This is a genomic window from Streptomyces atroolivaceus (assembly GCF_000717025.1).
In the GTDB taxonomy this organism is placed as follows: Bacteria; Actinomycetota; Actinomycetes; order Streptomycetales; family Streptomycetaceae; genus Streptomyces; species Streptomyces atroolivaceus.
In genome coordinates, this window is record NZ_JNXG01000017.1 from 378,164 (window position 1) to 401,717 (window position 23,554).

Sequence of the window (23,554 nt, forward strand, 5' to 3'; positions counted from 1 at the left end):
CCGCCGGCCGCACCGCAGAGAGATCGGGTGAACCGGATGAATCAGGTGAACGAGGCGGGCCGGACGCCCGGGTTCGCCCCCGACTCCCTGCTGCTGAACCGGAAGCTGCCCCTCTGGTACCAGGTGTCGCAGTCCCTGCGGGCCTCCATACTGGGCCGCCCCCAGGACGCCTCGACGCGGCTGCCCACGGAGGAACAGCTCGCCGTGCACTACGGCGTCAGCGTCCTCACCATGCGCCAGGCCCTGAAGGAGCTGGAGGGCGAAGGGCTGATCAGCAGGCACCGGCGGCGCGGCACGTTCATCGAACCGCGCGCCCGGCGGGTGTCGCCGGTCCGGCTGCTGGGCTCGATCGACGCGATCGTCGCCCAGCAGTCGGGCGAGCGGACGACGGTTCTCGGCCACGGCCGGGCGCCCGTCCCCGGTGATCTCTCGGAGTTCTTCCCGGACTGCTCCGAGGTGGTCAGCTACCGGCGGCTCCGCTGCGACGACGGCACGGGCGAGCCCACCAACTGGGCGGAGAACGCGGTACGCCCGGAGATCGCGGCCCGGCTCGACGTGGCCGATCTGGAACGGTGGCCGATGACCAAGGTGCTGCGCGACGCCGTCGGCGTACGGATCTCCCGGATCACGGACACCGTCGAGGCACGCCTCGCCGACCCCGGCACGGCCGAGCTGCTCCAGGTCCCGTTGCTCAGCCCGATCCTGCACTACACCGGCGTGACGTACGACGAGGACGGCACGGTGGTGGACGTGGCGCGCATCCGCTACCGGGGAGACCGCTTCTCCTTCTCCGTGACCGTCGACGCGCACTGACGGCGGGGCCGCGGACGGACGGTCGCGGCGATAGTCCGGCAGACGGTCGTCACGCGGGCGGGCGGACGGTCGTCACGCGGGCGGGCGGTCGTTACGATGCCGGAAGTGGCGGACGTGCCGACGGGGAGGACCGACACGGTGGCAGCACGGGTGGCGGCCGGATCCGGCGGAGGCGATGCGCTTCCGCTCCTGGACGACCTCATGCCCTGGTCGGTGCGGCCCTTGAGGACGGGGCGCCCCTGGGTGACGGCCCCCGACGCCTCCTCGCTCCGGACCCGCTGGGACCTGCTGGTCCGCGCCGAGGGCGACGAGCAGGAACGGCTGTTCCGGCCCAGCCGCTCCCGGACACCGCTGACCCCGGCCTCGGCCCTGCCGGGCAGGTCCACCGGAACGAGCGCGTTCGCCCGGGACCCGGGCCCGTACCCCGAACCGGTCCGCGTCCTGCACGGGCCCTTCGACGAACAGTGGCTGATTCCCGACCACAGGCTGCTCGACGCGGCACGCCCCGAGCTCTGGCGGGTCGCCGACGGGCACCAGCTCTTCGCCGTCGAGCACGGATACGTACCCCAGGACAGAGGTCCCGCCCTGTCGGCGACCGCACTGCTGCCCGACGGACACTCACCGGCCGGCCGGCCCGGCCGGATACGCCCGCTCTACCGGCGGCCCGGCGGACGGGAGCCCAATCTCGCACCGGGTCTGGCCGCTCTGCTGGCTGCCCGGTACGGTGCGCCGGCCACCGTCGAATCCGTCCTGGCGTGGGCCCTCGCCACCGCTTCCCCCTCCCCCGGCGGGCCCCGCGTGCCGCTGCCCGCCGACGGCGCCCTGTGGGCGGAGGGTGTGGAACTCGGCCGGGAACTGCTGCGCGTCCAGCTGCGCGGGGCCCGAGGCGGAGGACGTCCGCGGCTGCCCGGCGGGCGGCGGCCGTACGTGAGGGCCGCGATCCCTCCCCGGCCCGACGCCCTGAGCTACGACGCCGACGACGAGACGGTCGCTCTCGGTGCGGGACGTGTCTCGCCCGTTCCCGTCGGTGCCTGGGACTTCCGGGTCTGCGGGGTGCGAGTGCTGGAGCTCTGGTTCGAGCGCCGCACGGCGACGGCGGAGGGGCTGGCGGGCGTAGGGCCGCGTGCCTGGCCGCAGGAGCGGACCTCGGAACTGCTGGAGCTGATCACCGTCCTGGCGCTGCTCGCAGAACTGCGGCCCCGGCAGCAGGCACTGCGGGAACGGCTCGAGCACGCGGAGACCCTGGCCCGGGACGGCCTGTGCTCGGCCGGGGTGCTTCCCGTCCCCGCCTCGGCCCGGCGCCCCGCGTCCGTACTGGATCACCAGGAGGAGGGCCCGGAAGGGCAGTTCGCGCTGCTGTGAGGCGCGATGCGCCGGCACGCGGGAGAGCCGCCGGTGGGTGAGGGTGTTCTTCCGCACTGCTCGCCGTCGGACGGGGTACGCCGCAGCCGAGGCGCGGGAGACGTCCTGGCGCGGGACCGGCGGCGGGAAGCGGCCATCCGTGTCGGGCCTGTGTGCGGGTCCTGCTGTGGGGCGCGCTGCCGGGCGGGGCGTCGGCGGGGGTGGGTGCCGTGCCGGCGCCGGGGAACACACCGACGCAACGCTGCCGGCCCTGGGGATGACGGATGGGCGGACAGCAGCACTGCGCCGGGACGGAGTGATCGTGGCACGGCCCTGAGCGGAGGGCCGGTACCGGTCGTGACAGCCGTCGGTCAGCGGCGGCTGCCGAAGAGCGAGCGCCGCAGCCGCCGCAGCGGGGCGAAGAGCGAGACACGCGCGCTCCTGCTCCTGCGGGTGTGCGCGGCGTCGCGCGAGGTGAGCTCGAGCATCAGCAGCGTCGCTTCCGCCGACTCGCGCTGCGGGACGGCGGGGCCGCCCAGCACTGCGAGATGGCGGTCGAGGCGCGAACTGGTCGCTCCGCTCCCACATGTAATGGCAGGCACACGCGGCCTGCTGCGCATCGTTATCTGTTCCATGTCACTCCCCACCCGTACGAGGGCACCCGGCCCGGGCAGGTTAACCCTATCGTCCCGCGGTCACACCCGTGTATCCCGGCCGCAGGATTGCACACCTGTGTACGGGGGTTGACGTGCCGTTACCGGATCCTGTCGGTTCCTGGACGGGTTGGGTTAGCTTGGAGGGGATTCGTCCGTACTGCGCAACGCTGCTGATGGAGGGTCACCGATGAGCGAAGTCCCGGACACCGGTCGTGTGGTCGCGGATCGTTACCGCCTCCTGGACCCTCTGGGCGAGGGAACGGCGAGCATCGTGTGGCGAGCCCGCGACGAGGTGCTGGGGCGCGAGGTGGCCGTGAAGGAGGTGCGGCCCCCGGCGGCCCTGCCCGCCGCCGACGCCCAGTGGCTGCACTCCCGCCTGGAGCGGGAGGCCTGGGCGGCGGCCCGCGTCTCGCACCGCAACGTCGTCGCCGTCCACGACGTGGTCACCGAGGATTCCCGGCCCTGGATCGTGATGGAGCTGATCCGCGGGCTCGCCCTGTCCGACGTGCTGGACGCCGATGGCACGCTGCCCCCTCGGCGTGCGGCACGGATCGGCGCGGAGGTGCTCACGGCCCTGCGCGGCGGCCACGGAGCGGGCCTGCTGCACCGCGACGTGAAGCCGGGCAACGTGCTGATGGCCAACGACGGGAGGGTGATGCTGAAGGACTTCGGCCTCACCACGCCCGAGGGGTCCTCCGCACTCACCGTGGCAGGTGAGGCGATCGGCTCGCCCGAATACCTCGCGCCCGAGCGTGTGCTGGGGCGTACACCTGGGCCCGAATCCGACCTCTGGTCGCTCGGAGTGCTTCTGTACACCGCCACCGAGGGGCGGTCACCGTTCGGCCGCCGCACTCCGGCGGACACCCTCCGGGCGGTGGTCGAAGAGGAGTTGCCACCACTTCGACGGGCCGGCGTGCTCACGCCCGTCGTCGAGGGGCTGCTCCGCAAGGACCCGGCCGAGCGGCTCACCTCCGGGGAGGCGGAACGCCGGCTGCGCATCCTGGCCGCGGGCGGGACCGGAGCGGCCCTCGGCGGCCCAGCAGGACCGCAGCTCAAGCCGCCGACGGACGACACCGGCGCGACGGCCGGAGAAGCGGGGGCCGGGGAAGCGGGGGCCGGGGAAGCGGGGGCCGCCACGGGCCCGCCGGAACCCGTCGGCCGCACGAAGCGCACCGGCGTCCTGGTGGCCGTCGGGGCGATCCTCGCGCTGCTCATCGCGGGAGGCCTCGCATGGGCGCTGTCGGACGACGACGACACCGACCGGGGAGGCGGCGGGAAGGCCTCGGCGGGGACGTCGGCGAGCGCACCGGCCGCGGGACCGGCGGAGGCCACGCCCGGAGCCACCGGGCACAGGCCGGTGGACGTGGTGGGACCGGCGTGACGCACGGGGAGGGGACTCCGCGGGGCGGAGCCCCCTCCTCGGCGGACGGCCGGGCCGACAAGCCACGCCGAAGCGGTGCGGTCAGGCCTTGGAGCTGAGGACGGGCAGGTAGCCACCGGACTGTCCGGCGGCGGTCGGGTGGTACGACTCGCCGATGTTGAGCCAGTTCACGCTGTGCAGCCAGGCACTGCCCGAGCAGATCTCGTGGCCGGTGAAGGTCGAGGTGACGTCGCCGAAGGTGAAGCCGTGATCGGCCGCACGCTTGGCGGTGGCGTCGTTGAGGTAGTCGGCGGCGCCGTTGATGGCTGCGCGTTCCTTCTCGCTCAGGCCGGCGATGCAGTTGCCGCCGAGCTTGTAGAAGCGGGGGTAGCCCAGGACGACGACGCGGGCCGAGGGTGCTTTGGCAGTGATCGCCGCGTACACGGAGTCCAGTCTGCCGGGGAGGGTCGAGTCGACGTAGGCGCGGGCGGTGGTGATCCGGCTGAGACAGGTGGCCTCGGACTGCAGGACACAGGTGGTCATGACGTCGGCGAAGCCCGCGTCGTTGCCGCCCACGGAGATCGAGACGAGGTCGGTCGCGGAGCTGAGAGGGCCGAGCTGACCGGCCGTGACATCGCTGGTCCGGGCACCCGAGCACGCGGTGAAGGCGAACGAGGCGGGGTTGTTGGCGGCCTTCCAGAGGGCGGGGTAGGCGCGGGTGCTCCGCTTGCAGTTGCCGCTCGCACTGTCGTAGCTGCCGGCACCGACACCCGACGAGTACGAGTCACCCAGGGCGACGTAGTCGACGGCCTCGACGGACTGTGCGGATTCCTGGGCCTGGGCGACTCCCGCGCCGGTCAGCGCGAGAACGGTGCCGAGCAGGAGAGAGGACGAGAACGCCACGAGTCTGGACATTTTCATGGGACCTCCTTGGGCAGGATCTCTGCCTGCTCCGTGGTAGCAGTACCGATGGGAATCGCGGTAGTGGGCATGCCAAAAAAGCTTCGCCACGGTCCCTCTGCCGGCCCCCTGGCGCCGCGTCACATCGAAGTCCACCGTCCGGCGCCCAGGAGGACGAAATCGCCGGTGCGCCCACCGGCGCCGAGACAGGCGCAGCCGGGGCCGCACGCGCCGCCCGTTCCGGCGGGCAGCGGGTCCGCGACTGCGGGGGCGGTCGTCAACTCCGTTGCACACGGGCTCAGTTCACCTCTACGCGCCCCGTTCGCACCCTTTCACCTCTTCGCGACTCCGGCCACCGCGTTCACCCCTTCGCAACCCGGACCGCCGTGTTCACCTCTTCGCAACCCGGCCGCCGCATTCCACTCCCGGCAGCCGGAGCCGCCACGACCGTGCGGCCACCGCCCCGGCCACCGGAGAGCGCACAGCCGGACGTCCGGCGGCATGCGCGCCGCCGGCACCGGACAGCAGGTCAGCGCGGAATTGCGCTCTGATCATTTCTGCCGCGGTGCTGATCCATTTCCGTCGGCACCTCCCCCTGGAGCAGGAACGCGCCGGAGAATAGGAGGTGTCAATTCCGCAGCCGAATATGACAGTTCCGCCGAAGTCTGAAAAGGGCGAGACGTCCATGCATGTCTTGCCATACAGTTCCAACCGCTAATACCGTCGTAGATCAACCCGCAACGGCCCATCACGCAGGCGGCTCCAGGGGAGGGCTCAGGCAGCCGCGGTGGACACCGGAGCGGGGCGCGGTAGGGGGGTGCCGTGCCCAGCGGCCGTACTCGGACGAGTCGGTCGCCGTGCGGCCAGTTGTGCCAGCTCATCCAGCCAGCTCGGAGTGGTATGCCGTCATGGCCGGGGTGAGAGCCCCCCTTTCGAACCGGACCTTTATCCGGACAGCCCGGGGGCGGGCCGTCCACCGGACGAGAGGGAAAGACTCATGAGTTCAGTTCTGCCTTCCTCGATCAGACCTGCCGTCGAAGAGACCGAAGCCGCTCGAATGAAGAGCGAATACCGTCCGATCTCTTCCCACCTCGCGATAGCGCCGCCGGTAAGTGTCGTGATCCCCGCCATGAACGAGGCGGAGAATCTTCCCCACGTGTTCAGGACGCTGCCCGACTGGATTCATGAAGTCGTCCTCGTCGACGGGAATTCGACCGACGAGACCGTCCGTGTCGCCCGTGAGCTACGGCCGGACGTCGTGGTCGTCAGGCAGGTCGGCAAGGGCAAGGGGGACGCCCTGATCAGTGGGTTCGCCGCCTGCACCGGCGAGATCATCGTGATGGTCGACGCGGACGGCTCGGCGGACGGCGAGGAGATCGTCAGCTACGTCTCCGCGCTGGTGGGCGGCGCCGACTTCGCCAAGGGTTCGCGCTTCGCCAACGGCGGCGGCACGGACGACATGACGCCCGTCCGCAAGCTCGGCAACCGGGCGTTGTGCACCGTGGTCAACCGCAAGTTCGGAGCCCGCTACACCGACCTCTGCTACGGCTACAACGCCTTCTGGAAGCACTGCCTGGACAGGATCACCCTGGACTGCACCGGCTTCGAGATAGAGACCCTGATGAACATCCGGGTGGTCAAGGCCGGCCTCCGGGTCCAGGAGGTACCGAGCCACGAGTACAACCGCATCCACGGCGTCAGCAATCTCAGCGCCGTGCGGGACGGGCTCCGGGTGCTGAGAGTGATCCTCAAGGAGAAGCGCGTGCGCCGCGGCGGTCGACGGCCGGCCGCCGTCCCCGCCGTCATCGGCCAGGGGCGGGGGCTGTGAGCCTCCGCGACTTCTCCGTCGTCATCTGCGTCTACACCGAGGAGCGCTGGGAGGACATCCTCGAGGCCGTCGCCTCGGTCCGCGCGCAGTCCCTGCCGGCGGAGGAGGTCCTCCTGGTGGTCGACCACAATCCCGCGCTGCTGCGTCGCCTGGCCGGGGAGTACACGGACTGCCCGGGTGTGCGGGTGCTCGCGAACGGCGGCCCCCGTGGTCTGTCCGCGGGCCGGAACACGGGCATCTCCGCCGCCCGTGGCTCGATAGTGGCCTTCCTCGACGACGACGCGGTGGCCGAGCCGGACTGGCTGCGCCACTTCGACAAGGGTTACGACGATCCGGCGGTGATGGCCGTCGGCGGCCGGACCCTGCCGTCGTGGGCCTCCGGCCGCAGGCCGGTCTGGTTCCCCGAGGAGTTCGACTGGGTCGTCGGATGCACCTACCTGGGGCTGCCACCCGGGCGGGTCCGGGTCCGCAACGTCCTCGGCGGCAACGCCTCGTTCCGCCGTGCGGCGTTCGACGCGGCGGGCGGCTTCGCCACCGGGATCGGGCGGGACGGCGACAGGCGCCCCCTGGGCGGCGAGGAGACCGAGCTGTGCATCCGGCTGAGCCGGGCACTCCCCCGGGCCGTCCTGCTGATCGACGACCGGGCCGTGATCCACCACAAGGTCACCGAGGCACGGGAGCGATTCGGCTACTTCCGGACCCGCACGTACGCCGAGGGGCTCTCCAAGGCGCTCGTCGCCCGGAGTGTCGGGGCGCACAGGGGCCTGGAGTCCGAGCGCCGCTACACCACCCGGGTGCTCCCGGCCGGGGTGCTGCGGGGACTACGGGACTTCCTCCTCGGCCGCCCCGGCGGAGCGGGACGCGCCGGCGCCGTCGTGACGGGGGCACTGGCGGCCGCGGCCGGCTACGCGGTGGGGAGCGTGCGGGTCCGGCGCGACGCATCGTCCTTCGCCGTACCGTCGGTCGAACCCGTGGCGGGCGCGCGTGAGGAGGTGCGGTGAGCGACGGGGGTGCGGCGAGCGGTGCCGTGCCGATCCTGATGTACCACGCTGTAGGCGACCGTCCGGCCGACGGTGTGTACGGCCTCTCCGTGTCGCCGGCCTCGTTCCGTACGCAGATGGAGATCCTCGCCCGGCGCGGCTTCACCCCGCTCACCACGGCCGCGCTCGGCGAGAGCTGGCGGACGGGGCGGCCGCTGCCGCCCCGTCCGGTGCTGATCACCTTCGACGACGGCTACGAGGGAGTGCACCGGCATGCCCTGCCGGTACTGGCCGAGTACGGATTCGCGGCCACCGTGTTCGTCACCACCGGCTGGCTGCGGGGAGCGCACGACGAGGGCGGCGCCCTGGACACGATGCTCGACTGGAGCCAGGTCCGCGAACTCGCCGCCACGGGTGTGGAGATAGGCGGCCACAGCCACACCCACCCGCAACTGGACCAGCTCGACGCGGCGGCGATGCGGGCCGAGACCGTGCGCTGCCGGGAGATCGTCACCGCTGAACTGGACACTCCTCCGGTGTCCTTCGCCTATCCCTACGGCTACTCCACCCGCCGGGTCCGGCAGTCGGTGCGGGCGGCGGGCTTCGCGCAGTCCCTCGCCGTGGGCAACGCTCTGGCGCGCCGCCGCCAGGGGCCGTACGCCCTGGAGCGGGTGACCGTCCGCCGGGGCACCGGCGCCGCCGAGTTCGCCCGGCTGGCCGACGGCAGGGCGGTCGCCCGGACGTTCGCGGTGGACCGGGCGCTCACCAAGGGGTTCGCCGTCGTACGCGGCGCACGACGGGCCCGCCGCCGGCTCGGGCGTCCGGGGCCGGCCGGCGCACCGGACTGAACCGGGTGCCCCCGGGTGGCCGCGCTTGGGCGCCGCCACCCGGGGGCAGCTGCCGAAACCTGGGTGCGCGGGATGCCACCGTGCCAGATCATGGGCGCATGTCTGCCAACCCCGAGTCCGCCCTGCCGATCCGGCTCAACGTCGACGACAGCGATTCGCCGTCCGACGTCGTGGACGCGCTGTTCCTGGGCCGCTTCGCGACGGGCGAGCAGCCTTACTCGCACAGTTCCTCCCTTGACCGGGTGAAGTCGGGGGCGACCCTGCTCCCCCCGGCGGCCAAGGTGCTGAGGGCCGCCCGTGACGACGACCGCAGTGCGACCCTCGCCGAGGGCGACGGGTGGACGCTGCTGGTCTCGCGGTGGAACCGGGGTGCCGACGTCACGGTCACGGCCACCTCCGCCGAGCTGGCCCGGAAGATCCTCTCCGAGGCGACCGACGGGGCCGAGGACGAGCCGGAGCCGCAGCCCGAGCACGTGACCATGGGCTTCTGGTACGTGTCCCCGCGCCGCGGCCCGCACCGGACCACCCGGCAGATCGCCGCCGGCACCTGGGACGAGGTCCGGGCCAACTACACGGCCCCCGTGGCCGACGCGATGGACCGGCTGATGAAGGTGACGCCCGACGACATCGCCGGCCGGCTGCTCCTGCTGCACGGCCCGCCCGGCACCGGCAAGACATCGGCGCTGCGCACCCTCGCCCGTTCCTGGCGCGACTGGTGCCAGGTCGACTGCGTGCTGGATCCGGAGCGGCTCTTCAACGATGTCGGCTATCTGATGGACATCGCCATCGGTGAGGACGACGGTTCGGCGAAGGGCCGGTGGCGGCTGCTGCTCCTGGAGGACTGCGACGAGCTGATTCGCGGAGAGGCGAAGCACACGGCGGGGCAGGCGCTGTCCCGACTGCTCAACCTGACGGACGGTCTCCTGGGACAGGGCCGCAACGTCCTGGTGGGGGTGACGACCAACGAGGACCTGGAGCGGCTGCACCCGGCGGTCGTCAGGCCGGGCCGCTGTCTGGCACGCATCGAGGTGGGCTCGCTGACCCGTGCGGAGTCGGTGGCCTGGCTGGGCACGGAGGAAGGGCTGGGCCGCGAGGGCACGACGCTCGCCGAGCTGTACGCCCTGCGACGGGGCAGCGGCCCCGCGTCCGTGCCGAAGCAGGACGCGGGGGCGGACGCGGGGCTGTACCTCTGAGCGGCCGGTTTCCCGTGCGCTACCGCGTGTACGCCGCCCGCACCGCGTCCTCGGCCAGGGCCAGGGCGTCGGCCCGGGACAGGCCGAGGCGCTGCGCCTGCTCGGCGTACTCCCGCGCCGCCGTCGCCGCGTGGCGGGTCGCCGCGTCGCCCGCGGCGGCGACGAACGTCCCGTTGCGGCCCCGGGTCTCGATCACCCCGTCGGTCTCCAGCGCGCGGTAGGCCTTGGCCACGGTGTTGGCGGCGAGGCCCAGCTCCCCGGCCAGGCCGCGTACGGTCGGGAGCCGGTAGCCGACGGGCAGGGCCCCGGACCGGGCCTGCTCCGACAGCTGGGCGCGCAGCTGCTCGTACGGGGCGGTGGCGGAGTCCGGGTCAACGGCGATCTTCAGGGTCACGCGCCGATTCTCCCGCACCCCGGGTCCCGTCACCGACGACAGCGCGGGGAAATTCGCAAGCGGCCGTGCCGGGCTCCGCGTTAGCGTCCGCCCATGACAGTTCTCGTACGCGACTTCCTGCCCGCCGACGCCGACGCCTGGGTACGGGTGCGGCGGGCCGCGCTGCCGTACATGGTGACGACTCCGGAGCAGGTCCTGAGCGACCTGGCCGAAGCGCATCCCGACCGGCACTACCGGCTGCTGGTCGCCGAGGAGGACGGCGAGGTGATCGGCACCGCGCAGGTGGGCATCTCCCACGAGAGCACGAAGCCGGACCAGGGGTTCTGCAATCCGTACGTACATCCGGACAGGAGGGGCCGAGGAGCGGGATCGCTGCTGGTGCGGGCCGGCGAGGAGCATCTGACCGGCGTGGGCGCGACCGTCGTCTACACCTGGGTGCTCGATGACGGGCCGGCCAACCTCGCCTTCGCCGGGAAGCGCGGATACGCGGCGCGCCGGCCGGCGCACTTCCTCCGTCTCGGCCTGGCGGACGGCACGCTGCCGCCGCTCCAGGAGCTCCCCGCCGGGGTCGGGCTGCTCACCGCCGCGGACTTCGAGGACGATCCGCGCCCGCTGTTCGAGGCCGACACGGAGACGACCTCGGACGAACCCAGCGACACCCCGGTGCGGTTCACCGACTACGAGAACTGGCTGGCCACGACGTGGCGCCGGCCCGGATTCGACCACGCGCTCACGTCTGTCGTCACGGTGGACGGGCGGATCGCGGCGTTCAGCGCGGCGGAGACGGACGGTCTGACCCGCTACTCGTCCGCCATGACCGGCACCCTGCGCGCCTACCGGGGCAGAGGCCTGGCGAAGCTCGCCAAGAACGACTCGCTGCACCGGGCGCGCGCCGCCGGGTACACCGACGCCTACACCGGCAACGACGCCGGCAACGGCCCGATGCTGGCGGTCAACCGCTGGTTCGGCTACGAGATCTGCGCCACGGAGGTACGTCATGTCCGCGAGATCGGCTGATTCCGGCCCCACGATGACCGTGGCGCTGGTCAAGGCGGGCCGCACCAAGATCCGTTACCCGGCCGAGCCGGTCGGCGACGACGGGAACCGGATCACCGTCCGGGCCCCGTGGGCGGCCCCAGGGGTCCGGGACTTCGGCTTCGTACGGTTCGAGCCGGGTGACGTCTTCACCGAGCACTACTGGCGCGACCGGTGGTACGCGGTGAAGGAGGTCCGCACGGGCGAGGGGCGGCTGAAGGGCTGGTACTGCGACATCACCCGGCCCGCGGTGCTCCGGGGCACCGAGCTCGTGGTCGAGGATCTGGATCTCGATCTGTGGGTGTCGGCGGACGGCTCCTCCGTACTGCGCCTGGACGAGGACGAGTTCGAGGAGAGCGGCCTCGCCGGCCGTGACCCTTCGGCGGCGGACGCGGCCGTCCGGGCACTGGACGAGCTGGAGGACCTGGCCCGCGCCGGAGGGCTGGCGGGCCTGGTCTCGTGAGGGGTCCGCCCTCTCACGCGGCGCGCGGTGTGCCGAGGATGCCGGTCATCACGTCGTGTACCGCCTCGCCGCCGAGGAGTGCGGCGAGTTCCTCGACACCGTGCTGTCGCTGCGGTGGGGTGAGCGAGACGTAGTGCTCGATGCGCTCGTTGAAGGTCCGCCGGTATCTCGCGTAGAGCTCCTCGTCGTTCCGGATGCGGCCGGCCAGCTCCACGAGGGCCACCGTCCCTGCGAGGTCGTCCTCCGGCAGCGGGTGGCCCGGAACCACGTCCGAGAACCTGCTCCCCATCCGCCCGAACCGCGTGCCGTGCAGGGCGCGCATGGTGAAGACATGGGCGTAGTGCTGTTCGTGGATCGCCAGGGGCAGCCGTCCCAGAGCGATCGATTCGTGGAGTGCCGTGAGCCCCGGAGCCAGCAGTTGGTCCGGAGTGCTCGCCGCCACCTGGAGCAGTTCACGCTGGCGCAGGAGCCGGCAGTCGGCCGTCCCCCCTGCGGCCGAGACCGTCTGCTCCCGGCCCTCGCCGAACGGGCCGCCACAGACGAGGACGCGACGGAACCGGGGCCAGTCGCGAAGCAGGTCCGGAAGCCACCGGTGCAGCAGGCGCATGTAGTCGTCGTTGACGCCGAAGTCCAGCAGGAAGTTCTTGAACCCGCCGACGTTGACGAGCAGGTCGTGTTCCGGTGCGGGGACGCACGCGACGGCCCGCAGCCCCTCGCTGTCGGTGATCGAACCGGTCCGGTGCATACGGGGGCCCACGCCCAGAGCGGCGAACTCCCTCGCGCGCTCGGCGACACCGGGGAAGTTCTGTACGACGCTGTGGGTGGCGAGCAGGTGGGCGGCGACGACCCGCTCGTGAGGCGAAAGGCCGCCCAGGTGCTGGTCGGCGGCCGGAAAGCCGGAGAGGGGCAGGGTCGCGCAGCGTTCGTGGATGCCGGCCAGTGGTTGTGTGAGCTGCCAGAAACTGAAGAGGCTGTCCACCATGGTCACGGGCCGCCGGGCCACGACCGACCGGAGTACCAGCTCGGCGTCCATCACGGAGATCACATGGTCGCTTCCCCGCACCAGGTCGTCGGTCACCTCCGCCGCGGCCTTCCGGGTCATGCCTCCGGTGTCGTGGACGGTGTCGAAGGCATCAGCGTTGCGCCGGGCGAACACAGCGGCCACACCGTCGCCGACGAACACCCGCTCGTGCCCGCCGAGCGGCCGGGAGACCGCGACGAGCTCGGAGACGGGGCCGAAACCACAGTTCTGTGCCCCCATCACGATCCGCATGTCACAGCCCTCCGCCGGTCGTCCCATGCGGACGGCCTGCCCCGCCGGGTGGGACGGCGGCGAGGACCTCGACGAGGCGCTCCGCGAAGTCGGCGGGGTATCTCGCGTAGCCGACGTGCCCGCCGGGGAACAGTTCCACCGTGCGGCCGAGCCGCTCGGCGAGGAAGAGCGCGGGGCGGTGCACGAGGTCCCCTCGCGAGGCGTGGCCACCCGCCCACACCACCTTCTCCGAGATCTCTCCGAGTGCGGTGAGGTCCGGCACGAAGCGTGTGAACGGCCGGACGAAGTGGCGCAGGAAGAAGTCGGTGTTGTTGTGCTCCTCGGGGAGGGCCGGCGCGGGCCGGCCGCCGTGGAGGGCCTGCAGCTTGACGAGGGCCGGCGCCATGCCCTCACTGCGGTACGTCCGGCAGATGTCGTCGAGGAGCGCCATGTGGCGTCCGGCGTCCGGGAGGACGCTCAGGGCGGGCGGTTCGTGGACGACGGCCAGCCGGATCCTGTCCGGGTGCCTGACCGTCACCTCCAGTGCGATGAGCCCACCGGAGCAGCTTCCGAAGACGCACACGGGCGCGTTCGGACCGGCGAGGTGGCGGATGAGGCGGTATGCGTCGTCGGCGTGCTCTTCGACCCTCTGGTCCACCTGCGGACCGACGAGCACACTGCGTGAGTTGCCGCGCGGATCGTAGGTGACGACACGGTGCCCGGCGGCCAGGACCGTGGCCAGGCGCTTGTAGACGGCGGCGTCGGAGTTGCCTCCTCCGATGAGCAGCAGCAGAGGCCCTTCGCCCCGTACTTCGAAGTAGATCTCCGCGCCTGGTACCGCGAGTGTTCCGCTGGTCGACGGGTCCATCACACTCCCATGCCGAAACCGGTGTCACTCCACAGCGTCACACGGCCGTCACGCGCTGTGCAGGGCGTGCGCGGTTCGCCGCCGCCCACTTCGGACGCCTCCCTGGCCCTGAGTGCTTCCCGTGGCTTCCGCGCGCCCGTCTCCTTCCCCTGCGCACCGGGCATACCGTCCGGATGACGGGCATCGAAGCAGTGCGAAGAATCCTCCGTGACCTCGGAATCGGTGAAGAGCTGCTGCACGACGACGCACGGTTGCGCGCACACCTCGCGCTCGACTCGGTCGACCTCACCCAGATCCAGGTGGAGCTGGCCGACCGGTTCGCCACCTCGATCGATCTCTGGACCGAACTGGACTACACCGTGCGACAACTCGGCGAGGTCCTCGACGAACGCGGGACCGGCGCGGAAGCCGGTGCCGGCCGGGACGCCGGTGCGGAGTACCGGGACCGCGGCTGGTGGCGCCCGGAGTTCGTGGACGACCTCGTGCTGAGCACCCGCCTCCACGCGGGGCACGGTGCGGCACTGGCCGGCGCCGGCCGCACCTTCACCAGGGCCGAGCTCGACGCGGCGGTGTCGGGCTGCGCTGCCAGGCTGGCGCACTCCGGCGTCCGGACCGGCGAGACGGTACTCGTGCAACTGCCGAACCAGGTGCGGTCCGTCGTTCTCGTACTCGCTCTGATCAGGCTCGGGGCACGCCCCGCTCTCGCCCTTCCCGCCCTGCGCGAGCACGAACTGGACCCGGTGATCGCCGCGTTGGAGCCGGCCGCGCTCGCCGTACCGGCCCGGCACCGGCGCTTCGACCACCTGGGGCTCGCCGAGCGGCTCCGCGAGCGGCACCCGTCCGTCCGGACCCTCCTCGTCTCGGGCCTCACCGGCGCGGCCGGGGGCCACGTGGACGTCGACCGTCTCGTCGAGGCCTGTGGCCCACCTCCCGCGGACACGGAGCGACGCCCCTCGGACACCGCCCTCTTCCTGCTGTCGAGCGGGACCACCGGCGCGCCCAAACCCATCGCCCGCACCCATGAGGCACTCGGACACGTGATCCGTGCCGCGGCGGCGGTCTCCGCGCTGACGCCGGACTCGGTGTTCCTCGCCGTCCTGCCCGTGGCACACGGTTTCGCCTTCTCCGCTCCGGGGATGCTCGGCACGCTCGCCTGCGGCGGAAAGGTCGTACTCGCGGCACCGGACGACGCGGCCGCGGCGCTGGCGCTGATCGAGCGGGAACGTGTCACCCACTGCGCGCTCACTCCGGCGCTCGCCCTGCAGTGGCTCGCCGCCCGGGCCGCGGCAGGCGGCCGTGACCTGTCGAGCCTGCGGGTCCTGCAGGTCGGCGGGGCGCGCCTGGACGCGGACACGGCCGCCCGGCTGGCGGACGCCTTCGACTGCCGGATCCAGCAGGTGTACGGCATGAGTGAGGGCCAGCTGAACTTCACCCGGCTCGACGATCCGCCCGAGGTGGCGTTCACCACGCAGGGACGGCCCTCCTCGCCGGGTGACGAAACGCTCGTGGTGGACGAGGAGGGCCGGCGCGTGGCCGACGGTGACGTCGGCGAACTCCTGGTCAGGGGTCCTGGAGTGATCACGCGGTACCACGGCGACGCGGCGGCCGCGTCGTTCACCGCCGACGGCTTCTACCGCACCGGCGATCTCGTCCGCCGCCACCCGTCCGGGAACTTCGTGGTCGCCGGGCGTCTGAAGGACGTGATCAACCGCGGAGGGGAGAAGATCCCGGCGGACGAGCTGGAGGCACTGGCCCTGGAGCACCCGGGTGTACGAGCCGCCGCTGCCGTCGCGATGCCGCATCGGGGCCTGGGCGAAGCCGTCTGCCTCTACATCGTGGCTGCCGGCGAGGCCGCGCCGCCGCTCCGGGAGATCCGCAGGCACTTGGAGGACAGCGGGCTCGCCCGGTTCAAGCTGCCGGAACGCCTCGTCGATGTCCCCGCGCTCCCCCTGACCGCGGTCGGCAAGACGGACAAGGCACTGCTGCGGGAGGACATCGCCGCCCGGCTGGAGAGGGAGGGCTGACGCACCCGGCTCCGGGGGCGCCCGCCGCCTGGATGCCGCGTGCGGGGACGTGCGTACGGCCTCACGGAGCGACGAGCTCCACCACGGACCCCGCCGTGTTCTCCAGGTACGCCACGTCCCCGGCGCCGGTGTGCCCGGGGAGCTCCGGCGGGAGCGGCCGCCAGCCGTGTCCCGGGGCGTGGGCCACCAGGACGTCGAGTGTGGCCCGGTCCTGGACGTGGAACGCCAGCCGGCTGACGCCGGGGCGCAGTCCCTCGTGCGCGCGTCCGGGCAGGTCGGGCGTGTGTTCGACCGCCACATGGCTGTCGCCGCGCCGCCAGCTCCGGCCGTGTGCCCAGCGCTGGTACGGGACATGGCCCAGTTCGCCGAGCAGCCAGCCCCACTCCGCCTCGGCCTCGGCCAGGTCGGGTACCCACAGGTCGATGTGGTGCAGCCGGCCTGTGGGGCTCGCCGCCACCGGCAGCGGGACGGCGCGCCGCGCCCCCTGCGGTGCGTAGGCGATGGTGTCGGCGTCCTCGTGCCAGTGGATCAGGAAGCGCTGTCCCGCGCGGTAACCGTCGAGGCCGGCACGGCAGTACGCCACCATGTCGTCGGGCAGCGCGTCCAGGGGGAACCAGCCCAGCTCGGAGCACTTGTCCGGCTCCGCGTTGCGAGGCGGACGGGCCGGGTCGTGGTCCGCCTCGAAGAACCAGCCCATCCTGGGGTTGCCGCCCGGCCCCCTGTGCTGCATGACCAGTGCCACCCGGAGCTCGTCCGGACGCAGCTCGACGCCGATCTCCTCCGCTGTCTCCCGGATCATGGCCGCCGGCACGTCCTCGCCGTCCTCCGCGTGGCCGGAGGGGGCGTGGAGGAGCCCGTCCGCGTATCCCGTGCCGGCCCTCCGGGCGAGCAGCACTTCGGAACCCCTGCGCAGGATCAGGTGGACGTCGACGACCTCGCTGTGCCGGTGCGGTGGCTCGGCGCGGGCCACCAGGGCGTACCTCTCGTCGTCGACCTCCTTGCCCCACAGCCGGGAGTCCGCGGAGAGCGGCTCGTGGTGGACTCGCTCGGTGTGCTCGGCGAGGAGAGCGGTGAGGCGGGCCGCGGGGAGGCCCGCGCCGTCCCACACGCCTTCGATCAGAACCAGCCGGCCGCCCGGCCGCAGCAGCGAGAACCAGTGCCGCAGGGCGGCCTCGGGGTCGGGCAGCAGCCACACCGTGTGCCGGGCCAGGACCACGTCGAAGCGCTGCGTGCCCACCGGGGGACGCGCCGCGTCCCCGACGAGCACCTCGGTGCCGGTCCCCGCGAGCTTGGCCCGCGCCCGCTCCACCATGCGCGTCGACCGGTCGACCGCGGTGACCCGGTGCCCCTGGCCCGCGACGAGAAGGGCCAGGCTGCCCGTACCGCATCCGAGGTCGAGCACCTCGGAGCGTCTGGCGGGCAGCCACGTCTCCATGCGCCGCGCCCAGGCGCTGCGGACCACCGGGTCGAGGAGCCCGTGGTCGGGCTCCTCGTCGAAGGTGCCGGCCGCAGCGTCCCAGTCGATCGTGGTCATACGGCCCATCCTCGCAGCCGCCACCGACAGCGCGTCACGCCCGATTCCTGCCCAGCACCTTCCTCACCAGGGGCCACACCAGGATCAGCGCGACGATGACGTAGACGGTCACGGAGAACGGGGTGTCGACCAGGCCCGTGACGCTGCCATCGCTGATCTGGAGGGCGCGCCGCAGCTGCTGTTCGGCGGACGGCCCGAGGATGACCGCGATGATCGCGGGCAGGATCGGCAGTCCGTACCGCCGCATGCCGAAGCCGATCAGGCCGATCACCAGGAGGATCACCAGGTCGACCGCCTCCCCGCCGACCGCGTACGCGCCAACGGCGGCGAAGAACAGGATGCCCGCGTAGAGGTAGGGGCGCGGGATCCGCAGCAGCTTCGCCCAGAGCGGCGCGAGGGGCAGGTTCAGTGCGAGCAGCAGCACCATGCCGACGAAGAGCGAGGCGATCAGGCCCCAGACCAGCTCGGGTTCACGCTCGAACAGGAGTGGCCCGGGCTGGATGCCGTACTGCTGGAAGGCGGCCAGCATGACGGCGGCGACGGCCGTGGTGGGCAGGCCCAGCGTGAGCATGGAGACCAGGGTTCCCGCGGCGGACGCGGAGGCCGCCGACTCCGGCCCCGCGACTCCCTCGATGGCGCCCTTGCCGAATTCGTCGCGGTGCTTGGAGAGCCGCTTCTCGGTGACGTACGAGAGGAAGGTGGGGATCTCCGCGCCGCCCGCCGGGATCGCGCCGAACGGGAAGCCGATGAAGGGACCGCGCAGCCAGGACTTCCAGGTGCGCCGGACGTCGGCCTTGCCCAGCCAGGGACGGCCGACGGGGATCGGCTTCCCGCTGGTGCGGCGCAGGTGTGCGGCGACCCAGAGGGCCTCGCCGATGGCGAAGAGTCCGACCGCCACGATCACCACGTCGATGCCGTCGGCCAGTTGGAGCGAGCCGAAGGTCAGCCTCTGCTGGCCCGTCATCTGGTCCAGGCCGACGAGGCCGATGGTCAGGCCGATGAGGAGCGAGGCGAGGCCGCGGATCCGTGAGGAGCCGAGGACGGAGGTGACGGCGATGAAGGCCAGCACCATGATGGCGAAGTAGTCGGGGGCGCCGATGTCCACCGCGAGCGCGGCCACGGTCGGGGCGAGGACGACCAGCAGGATCGTGCCGATCATCCCGCCGGCGAAGTGGCCGATCGCGGCGGCGGCGAGCGCCTGTGATCCGCGTCCGGCCTTCGCCATCGGGTTGCCCTCGATCGCGGCGACGACGGCCGCGCTCTCCCCCGGGGTGTTGAGGAGGATCGAGGTGGTGGAGCCACCGAACATCGCACCGTAGTAGATCCCGGCGAACATGATGAACGCACCGGTCGGTTCGAGTCCGTACGTCACCGGCAGCAGCAGGGCCACGGCCATGGCGGGGCCGATGCCGGGGAGCACACCGATCGCCGTGCCGAGCAGGACGCCGAGCGCGGCCCAGAGCAGGTTGACCGGCGTGAGCGCCGTGCCGAAGCCGTCGATGAGGGAGTTGAGGGAATCCATCGGTCAGAGCACCCCCATCAGCGGGCCGCCCGGGAGGGGCACCCCGAGCAGGTTGTCGAAGACGAAGTAGGTCACGAGGGAGAGTCCGGCCGCGATGAGCGGATCGCGGTCGTGGTGACGGCTGCCCAGGGCGTAGGCCGAGCCCCAGAAGAGCAGGGCACCGGAGATGGGGAACCCGAGGGGGCCTATGAGGACGGCGAAGGCGAGGAAGACACCGGTGAGCAGGGCGACGGTGCGCCGGTCGGCGGGTTCGTCGAGGTCGACGTCCTCACCGCCCTCCGCCTCGCCACGGCCGCCGCGCAGGACGTCGACGGCCAGCAGCACGGCGACCGCCAGCAGCCCGATACCGACGACGACCGGGACGGTTCTGGGACCGACGGGCCCGCGCTGGGTGATGTCCACGCTCATCGTCAGGGCGTCGGTCAGGACGAGGACGCCCAGCACGAGCAGCAGGACGCCGACGCCGAGTTCGGAGTGTTCGCGCAGCCAGGCGCGTGCGCCGGCGGGGCGGGAGGGTGTGGTCTCGTCCGTCACAGTCCCAGCTCCTCGAGCACGGTGGCGACACGCCGGTCCTGGGCGTCCAGGAAGTCGCCGAAGTCGTCGCCGGTGAGGAACGCGTCGTCCCAGCCGTTCTTCTTCATGGAGTCGCGCCACTGCTTCGAGTCGTGGAGCTCGCTCACCAGCCCGATGAGCTTGTCGCGTTCGGCCTCGGAGAGTCCCGGCGGGGCGACGATGCCTCGCCAGTTGGTGAAGTCGGTGTCGAGGCCGGCCTCGCGGAGGGTGGGCGCGTCGAGGCCCGGGACCCGCTTCGGGCCGGTGACGGCGAGGAGCCGCAGCTCACCGGCCTCGATCTGGTCGAGGTACTCGCCGACGCCCGAGACGCCGAAGCCGACCTTGTTGCCGAGGATCGAGGCGAGCAGTTCGCCGCCGCCGTCGAAGGGGATGTAGTTGACCTGCTGGGGGGCGATCCCGGCGGCCTTCGCCATCAGCATCGGCGCCAGGTGGTCGGGTCCGCCGGGTGAGGATCCGCCGCCGACCGGGATCTTCCCCGGGTCCTTCTTCCAGGCGGTGAGCAGCTGGTCGATCGTCCTGTACGGGGAGTCCTTGGCGACGACGACGATGTCCTGCTCCTCGGTGAGCCGGGCGATCGGGGTGGTGTCGGCCAGGGTCGTGGACGACTTGTTGGTGTGCACGGCGCCCACGACACCCAGCCCCATGGACATGGCGAGCTTGCCGTTGCCGTGCTCGGCGGCCAGCCGGGTCACACCGACGGTGCCGCCCGCGCCGGGCAGGTTGAACACCTCGATGCCGTGGGTGAGCCCGGCGTCCTCGGCGTTCTTCGCCGCGGTGCGCGCGGTGATGTCGTAACCGCCGCCGGGTGTGTTGGGAACCATGAAGCGCAGTCCGGGAATCTGCGTGCCGGTGTCGGAACCGCTGCCGGTGGAGAGCAGCGGCGGCCCGACGACCACCAGCAGCGCGGCTCCGAACAGGGCGAGTGGAGTGCGCAGTCGCACCGGTGCCGCCTTTCGAGCTCTACGTGTAGGGGGTGATCGAATGTGAGGTGGCCCACATGTTGCCTGCGCGTTAACGAGCTGTCGCCGTTCCGGAACCAATGGACGTTGTGGTCGTTGTGGTCGCGCTCTACGGTGTCGGCGTGACGAGAGTGCTGGTGGTGGACGACGACTTCATGGTCGCGAAGCTGCACAGCCGCTATGTGTCCGCATTGGACGGGTTCACGGTCGTCGGCGTGGCGCATACGGGCGCCGAGGCCCTGAGCGCGGCCCGCCGGCTGCGTCCCGACCTGGTCCTGCTCGACATCTTCCTTCCCGACATGGACGGGATCCAGGTGCTGCGGGAGTTGCGCGCGGCGGAGGAGCGGGACGGGGACACCCGCAGCGCGGACGCGCTGTTCATCACGGCCGCCCGCGACGCCGGGGTGGTCAGGGCGGCCCTGCGCGCAGGCGCCCTGCACTACCTGATCAAGCCGTTCCACCGCTCGGCCCTGCAGGAGCAGCTCCAGCACGTGGCCTCGCTGCGCAACCGCCTGGACGCACTGGACGAGGCCCGCCAGGAAGCCCGCCAGGAGGACGTGGACCGCATCTTCGGCACCCGCCCCCCGGGCTCCCGCGAACTCCCCAAGGGCCTGGCGGCCCATACCGCGGACCTGGTCGAACGCGTCCTGCGTGACCACCCGGCCGGGCTGTCGGCCTCCGAGTGCGCCGAGGCGGGCACCCTGTCCCGGGTCAGCGCCCGCCGCTACCTCGAGTACTTCGCGGAGACGGGACGGGCCGAGGTCTCCCTGCGGTACGGCGGGACGGGCCGGCCGGAGCGCCGCTACCGCGCGGTGTCCTGAGCCGCCGCCCTTATAGGTGCCCTGTTCATGTATCGCTCGGCCCCCGGCCACACGGCGCGCGTGAGCATGACATGAACTCCCGGCAGCGTGTCCGAGGTTGGCGCAGCTCGACCGAGGAGGACGAACCGTGGTCACGTATTCCTTGTCCCGCAGGCAGATGTTCGGATTCGGCGGTGCGGCAGCCGCCGCGCTGATGCTCGGGACGGGGGCGTGGGAGGCGCGGTCCGCGTTCGCCGCACCCACCCTGAAAAGTGACCCGTTCACCCTGGGGGTCGCCTCGGGCGACCCGACGTCGGACGGCGTCGTGCTCTGGACGCGCCTGGCTCCCGACCCCTTCGCCCAGGACGGCCTCGGCGGCATGCCGCCGGAACCCGTCCGTGTCCACTACGAGGTGGCGGCCGACGAGCGGTTCCGCCGGGTCGTGCGCCGCGGCAGCGTCGTCGCGTCCCACGAACTGGCGCACTCCGTCCACCCCGAGGTGCGCGGGCTCGCCCCCGACCGCACGTACTGGTTCCGCTTCAAGGCCGGCTCCGCGATCTCCCCCGTGGGACGTACGCGCACCACCCCGGCCCCCTCGGCCTCCCCTCGCGAGCTGAAGTTCGCCTTCGCCTCCTGCCAGGCCTGGCAGGACGGCTACTTCACGGCGTACCACCACATGGCGCAGGAGGACCTGGACCTGGTGGTGCACCTCGGCGACTACCTCTACGAGTCCGGCGTCAGGACGAACAAGCGCGGCGTGACCACCGACCCCAAGTTCCACACGGAGACCCTCGACCTCGCCCGGTACCGCCTCCAGTACGGCCTCTACAAGTCCGAGGCGCCGCTCCAGGAGGCGCACGCCGCCTTCCCGTGGATCATGACCTTCGACGACCACGAGGTGGAGAACAACTGGGCGGCCGGGACCTCCGAGAACGGCGAGGACCCGGTGACCTTCCTGCGGCGGCGCGCCGCCGCCTTCCAGGCCCTGTACGAGCACGCGCCGCTGCGCCGCACCCAGCTGCCGAAGGGCCCCGACGTACAGATGTACCGCAGGCTCCCCTACGGCCGCCTCGCCGACTTCACCATGCTCGACACCCGCCAGTACCGCGACGACCAGCCGTGCGGCGACGGCACCTCGGCCGACTGCGCCGACCGTTTCGGGACGGACCGCACCCTGCTCGGGTCCCGCCAGCGGGACTGGGTCCTCAAGGGCTTCAGCCGCTCGCAGGCGCGCTGGCAGATCCTCGGCAACCAGGCGCCGATGGGCCAGACCGACCACGACCCGGGCCCCGGCACGACGGTCTGGATGGACCCCTGGGACGGCTACGTCGCCGAGCGCAACCGGCTGCTCGCGGAGGCGGACACCCGCGGGGTGCCCAATCTGGTCGTGATCACGGGTGACCGCCACCAGAACTACGCGTGGGACCTCAAGCGCGACTACGCAGACCCGGAATCGGCGACTGTCGGCTCGGAGTTCGTGGGAACCTCGGTCACGAGCGGCGGGGACGGCGCCGACATGACGGCCCAGGGCGAGACGTTCCTGGCGGCGAACCCGCACATGAAGTTCTTCAACAGCCGGCGCGGTTACGTGCGCGTCACGGTGGACCGCGAGCGGTGGACGAGCGACTTCCGCGTCCTGCCCTTCGTGACGAAGCCGGACGCACCGATCAGCACACGCGCGAGCGTGGTCGTGGAGGACGGGACGCCGGGCGTACAGATCTGACGTACGGCCACCGCCGTCGTGGCGGGCAGTTTCGCGGGGCGGCCGGTGAGCGCCCGTCACCGCCCGCTGAGCTCCGTCGTACTGGGAAAGGCTGCCCCCACCTCCGGAGCGTCATCCGCGATCACATCCGCCAGGCGCTCGGCCGGCGGCCGACGGTCACCGAGCTGCCCCGGACGACTCACTCGCCAGCGCCCCCCGGGCACACCGGCTCGGCGATCCCCTCCCCCTGGAGAACCGGGCGGGATGCGGCTCGTACAGAGGAGGCCGAGCCACCGTCCTGGCTTGCCGGCCGCGGCCCGCCCGGGCTCTCGGGAGCCGTTGCCTGAGCCCTCCCCTAACCGTCCCTTAAGCGCGCCATAACGATCGCCACCTGCGCCTTCTCCCGCCCGGATCCGCCCCCCGCGGCGGCTAGTTTGCTGATCACCGGGGCGGGGCCCGTCCCGCCGGCGCCGCACTTCACGGGGGGGCTGCGCCGCCGTACGGGCCCT

20 protein-coding genes and 1 pseudogene are annotated in these 23,554 nt (G+C 72.2%); 12 read left to right on the plus strand and 9 right to left on the minus strand.

Going from position 1 to position 23,554, the window contains the following annotated elements:
* Positions 1-36 precede the first annotated feature (36 nt).
* Together OO67_RS28715 and OO67_RS28720 are read left to right on the plus strand one after the other, a co-directional pair.
* Positions 37-813 (plus strand): GntR family transcriptional regulator, encoded by a 777-nt coding sequence (locus OO67_RS28715; RefSeq protein WP_244300335.1) that lies wholly within the window; start codon positions 37-39, stop codon positions 811-813.
* A gap of 138 nt (positions 814-951) precedes the next feature.
* Entirely contained in the window at positions 952-2,175 is a 1,224-nt protein-coding gene (locus OO67_RS28720) for a type ISP restriction/modification enzyme (RefSeq protein ID WP_033304699.1), read from the plus strand.
* A 350-nt stretch (positions 2,176-2,525) separates the two neighbouring features.
* Here the strand turns inward: OO67_RS28720 and OO67_RS28725 are convergent, their stop codons facing one another.
* Positions 2,526-2,789: a hypothetical protein gene (locus OO67_RS28725; protein ID WP_078598324.1), complete on the minus strand. Its 264-nt coding sequence runs from the start codon at positions 2,787-2,789 to the stop codon at positions 2,526-2,528.
* A gap of 208 nt (positions 2,790-2,997) precedes the next feature.
* Between OO67_RS28725 and OO67_RS28730 the strand changes: the two are divergent.
* Positions 2,998-4,032: pseudogene (locus OO67_RS28730) on the plus strand (serine/threonine-protein kinase); the annotation flags it as partial.
* Between the two features lie 240 nt (positions 4,033-4,272).
* Here the strand turns inward: OO67_RS28730 and OO67_RS28735 are convergent.
* A complete protein-coding gene (locus OO67_RS28735) occupies positions 4,273-5,091 on the minus strand; it encodes an SGNH/GDSL hydrolase family protein (protein WP_033304655.1) in 819 nt (272 codons plus the stop codon).
* 1,036 nt (positions 5,092-6,127) lie between these two features.
* On the opposite strand from OO67_RS28735, the gene OO67_RS28740 reads away from it, so the two are divergent.
* From OO67_RS28740 to OO67_RS28755, 4 genes are all read left to right on the plus strand, one after another.
* A complete protein-coding gene (locus OO67_RS28740; RefSeq protein WP_106972836.1) occupies positions 6,128-6,898 on the plus strand; it encodes a glycosyltransferase family 2 protein in 771 nt (256 codons plus the stop codon).
* A complete protein-coding gene (locus OO67_RS28745) occupies positions 6,895-7,899 on the plus strand; it encodes a glycosyltransferase family 2 protein (protein ID WP_033304657.1) in 1,005 nt (334 codons plus the stop codon). The genes OO67_RS28740 and OO67_RS28745 overlap by 4 nt, the downstream gene beginning before the upstream one ends.
* Positions 7,900-7,937: 38 nt before the next feature.
* Positions 7,938-8,726 carry a polysaccharide deacetylase family protein gene (locus tag OO67_RS28750; protein WP_033304702.1) on the plus strand — a complete coding sequence of 263 codons (789 nt, stop codon included), beginning with the start codon at positions 7,938-7,940 and terminating at the stop codon, positions 8,724-8,726.
* Between the two features lie 98 nt (positions 8,727-8,824).
* Complete coding sequence (locus OO67_RS28755) at positions 8,825-9,919, plus strand: DUF5925 domain-containing protein (RefSeq protein WP_033304658.1); 1,095 nt, start codon at positions 8,825-8,827, stop codon at positions 9,917-9,919.
* A 19-nt stretch (positions 9,920-9,938) separates the two neighbouring features.
* Here OO67_RS28755 and OO67_RS28760 read toward each other — a convergent pair whose 3' ends face one another.
* A complete protein-coding gene (locus tag OO67_RS28760) occupies positions 9,939-10,313 on the minus strand; it encodes a GntR family transcriptional regulator (RefSeq protein ID WP_033304659.1) in 375 nt (124 codons plus the stop codon).
* Between the two features lie 93 nt (positions 10,314-10,406).
* Here OO67_RS28760 and OO67_RS28765 point away from each other — a divergent pair, with 93 nt between their 5' ends.
* Both OO67_RS28765 and OO67_RS28770 read left to right on the plus strand, forming a co-directional pair.
* Positions 10,407-11,330, plus strand: coding sequence for a GNAT family N-acetyltransferase (locus OO67_RS28765; protein WP_033304661.1), 924 nt, complete (start codon positions 10,407-10,409; stop codon positions 11,328-11,330).
* A complete protein-coding gene (locus OO67_RS28770; protein ID WP_033304662.1) occupies positions 11,311-11,811 on the plus strand; it encodes a ribonuclease FAU-1 family protein in 501 nt (166 codons plus the stop codon). The genes OO67_RS28765 and OO67_RS28770 overlap by 20 nt, the downstream gene beginning before the upstream one ends.
* 13 nt (positions 11,812-11,824) lie before the next feature.
* Here OO67_RS28770 and OO67_RS28775 read toward each other — a convergent pair whose 3' ends face one another.
* Positions 11,825-13,111: a hypothetical protein gene (locus OO67_RS28775; protein ID WP_244300336.1), complete on the minus strand. Its 1,287-nt coding sequence runs from the start codon at positions 13,109-13,111 to the stop codon at positions 11,825-11,827.
* Positions 13,086-13,931 (minus strand): alpha/beta fold hydrolase, encoded by an 846-nt coding sequence (locus OO67_RS28780; RefSeq protein WP_051709928.1) that lies wholly within the window; start codon positions 13,929-13,931, stop codon positions 13,086-13,088. Before OO67_RS28780 ends, OO67_RS28775 begins: the two co-directional genes overlap by 26 nt.
* A gap of 173 nt (positions 13,932-14,104) precedes the next feature.
* Here OO67_RS28780 and OO67_RS28785 point away from each other — a divergent pair, with 173 nt between their 5' ends.
* A complete protein-coding gene (locus OO67_RS28785) occupies positions 14,105-15,955 on the plus strand; it encodes an AMP-binding protein (protein WP_244300337.1) in 1,851 nt (616 codons plus the stop codon).
* A 61-nt stretch (positions 15,956-16,016) separates the two neighbouring features.
* Here the strand turns inward: OO67_RS28785 and OO67_RS28790 are convergent, their stop codons facing one another.
* The 4 genes from OO67_RS28790 to OO67_RS28805 are packed head-to-tail and all read right to left on the minus strand — an operon-like array spanning position 16,017 to position 20,525.
* Entirely contained in the window at positions 16,017-17,489 is a 1,473-nt protein-coding gene (locus OO67_RS28790) for a trifunctional class I SAM-dependent methyltransferase/NUDIX hydrolase/VOC family protein (protein ID WP_078598326.1), read from the minus strand.
* Positions 17,490-17,523: 34 nt separating this feature from the next.
* Positions 17,524-19,011: a tripartite tricarboxylate transporter permease gene (locus OO67_RS28795; RefSeq protein ID WP_033304665.1), complete on the minus strand. Its 1,488-nt coding sequence runs from the start codon at positions 19,009-19,011 to the stop codon at positions 17,524-17,526.
* Positions 19,012-19,014: 3 nt separating this feature from the next.
* Entirely contained in the window at positions 19,015-19,545 is a 531-nt protein-coding gene (locus OO67_RS28800; RefSeq protein ID WP_033304666.1) for a tripartite tricarboxylate transporter TctB family protein, read from the minus strand.
* A complete protein-coding gene (locus OO67_RS28805; RefSeq protein ID WP_033304667.1) occupies positions 19,542-20,525 on the minus strand; it encodes a Bug family tripartite tricarboxylate transporter substrate binding protein in 984 nt (327 codons plus the stop codon). Before OO67_RS28805 ends, OO67_RS28800 begins: the two co-directional genes overlap by 4 nt.
* Before the next feature lie 140 nt (positions 20,526-20,665).
* Here OO67_RS28805 and OO67_RS28810 point away from each other — a divergent pair, with 140 nt between their 5' ends.
* Positions 20,666-21,364: a response regulator gene (locus tag OO67_RS28810; protein ID WP_033304706.1), complete on the plus strand. Its 699-nt coding sequence runs from the start codon at positions 20,666-20,668 to the stop codon at positions 21,362-21,364.
* 157 nt (positions 21,365-21,521) lie between these two features.
* Positions 21,522-23,066 (plus strand): alkaline phosphatase D family protein, encoded by a 1,545-nt coding sequence (locus OO67_RS28815; protein WP_051709935.1) that lies wholly within the window; start codon positions 21,522-21,524, stop codon positions 23,064-23,066.
* Positions 23,067-23,554 lie beyond the last annotated feature (488 nt).

Bases quoted from the DNA above. Each gene is read 5' to 3' on its own strand.
- OO67_RS28715 (WP_244300335.1), top strand. From the start codon at position 37: ATGAATCAGGTGAACGAGGCGGGCCGGACGCCCGGGTTCGCCCCCGAC.
- OO67_RS28725 (WP_078598324.1), bottom strand. From the start codon at position 2,789: ATGGAACAGATAACGATGCGCAGCAGGCCGCGTGTGCCTGCCATTACA.
- OO67_RS28735 (WP_033304655.1), bottom strand. From the start codon at position 5,091: ATGAAAATGTCCAGACTCGTGGCGTTCTCGTCCTCTCTCCTGCTCGGC.
- OO67_RS28740 (WP_106972836.1), top strand. From the start codon at position 6,128: ATGAAGAGCGAATACCGTCCGATCTCTTCCCACCTCGCGATAGCGCCG.
- OO67_RS28750 (WP_033304702.1), top strand. From the start codon at position 7,938: ATGTACCACGCTGTAGGCGACCGTCCGGCCGACGGTGTGTACGGCCTC.
- OO67_RS28755 (WP_033304658.1), top strand. From the start codon at position 8,825: ATGTCTGCCAACCCCGAGTCCGCCCTGCCGATCCGGCTCAACGTCGAC.
- OO67_RS28765 (WP_033304661.1), top strand. From the start codon at position 10,407: ATGACAGTTCTCGTACGCGACTTCCTGCCCGCCGACGCCGACGCCTGG.
- OO67_RS28770 (WP_033304662.1), top strand. From the start codon at position 11,311: ATGTCCGCGAGATCGGCTGATTCCGGCCCCACGATGACCGTGGCGCTG.
- OO67_RS28775 (WP_244300336.1), bottom strand. From the start codon at position 13,111: ATGGGACGACCGGCGGAGGGCTGTGACATGCGGATCGTGATGGGGGCA.
- OO67_RS28780 (WP_051709928.1), bottom strand. From the start codon at position 13,931: ATGGACCCGTCGACCAGCGGAACACTCGCGGTACCAGGCGCGGAGATC.
- OO67_RS28785 (WP_244300337.1), top strand. From the start codon at position 14,105: ATGACGGGCATCGAAGCAGTGCGAAGAATCCTCCGTGACCTCGGAATC.
- OO67_RS28790 (WP_078598326.1), bottom strand. From the start codon at position 17,489: ATGACCACGATCGACTGGGACGCTGCGGCCGGCACCTTCGACGAGGAG.
- OO67_RS28795 (WP_033304665.1), bottom strand. From the start codon at position 19,011: ATGGATTCCCTCAACTCCCTCATCGACGGCTTCGGCACGGCGCTCACG.
- OO67_RS28815 (WP_051709935.1), top strand. From the start codon at position 21,522: ATGTTCGGATTCGGCGGTGCGGCAGCCGCCGCGCTGATGCTCGGGACG.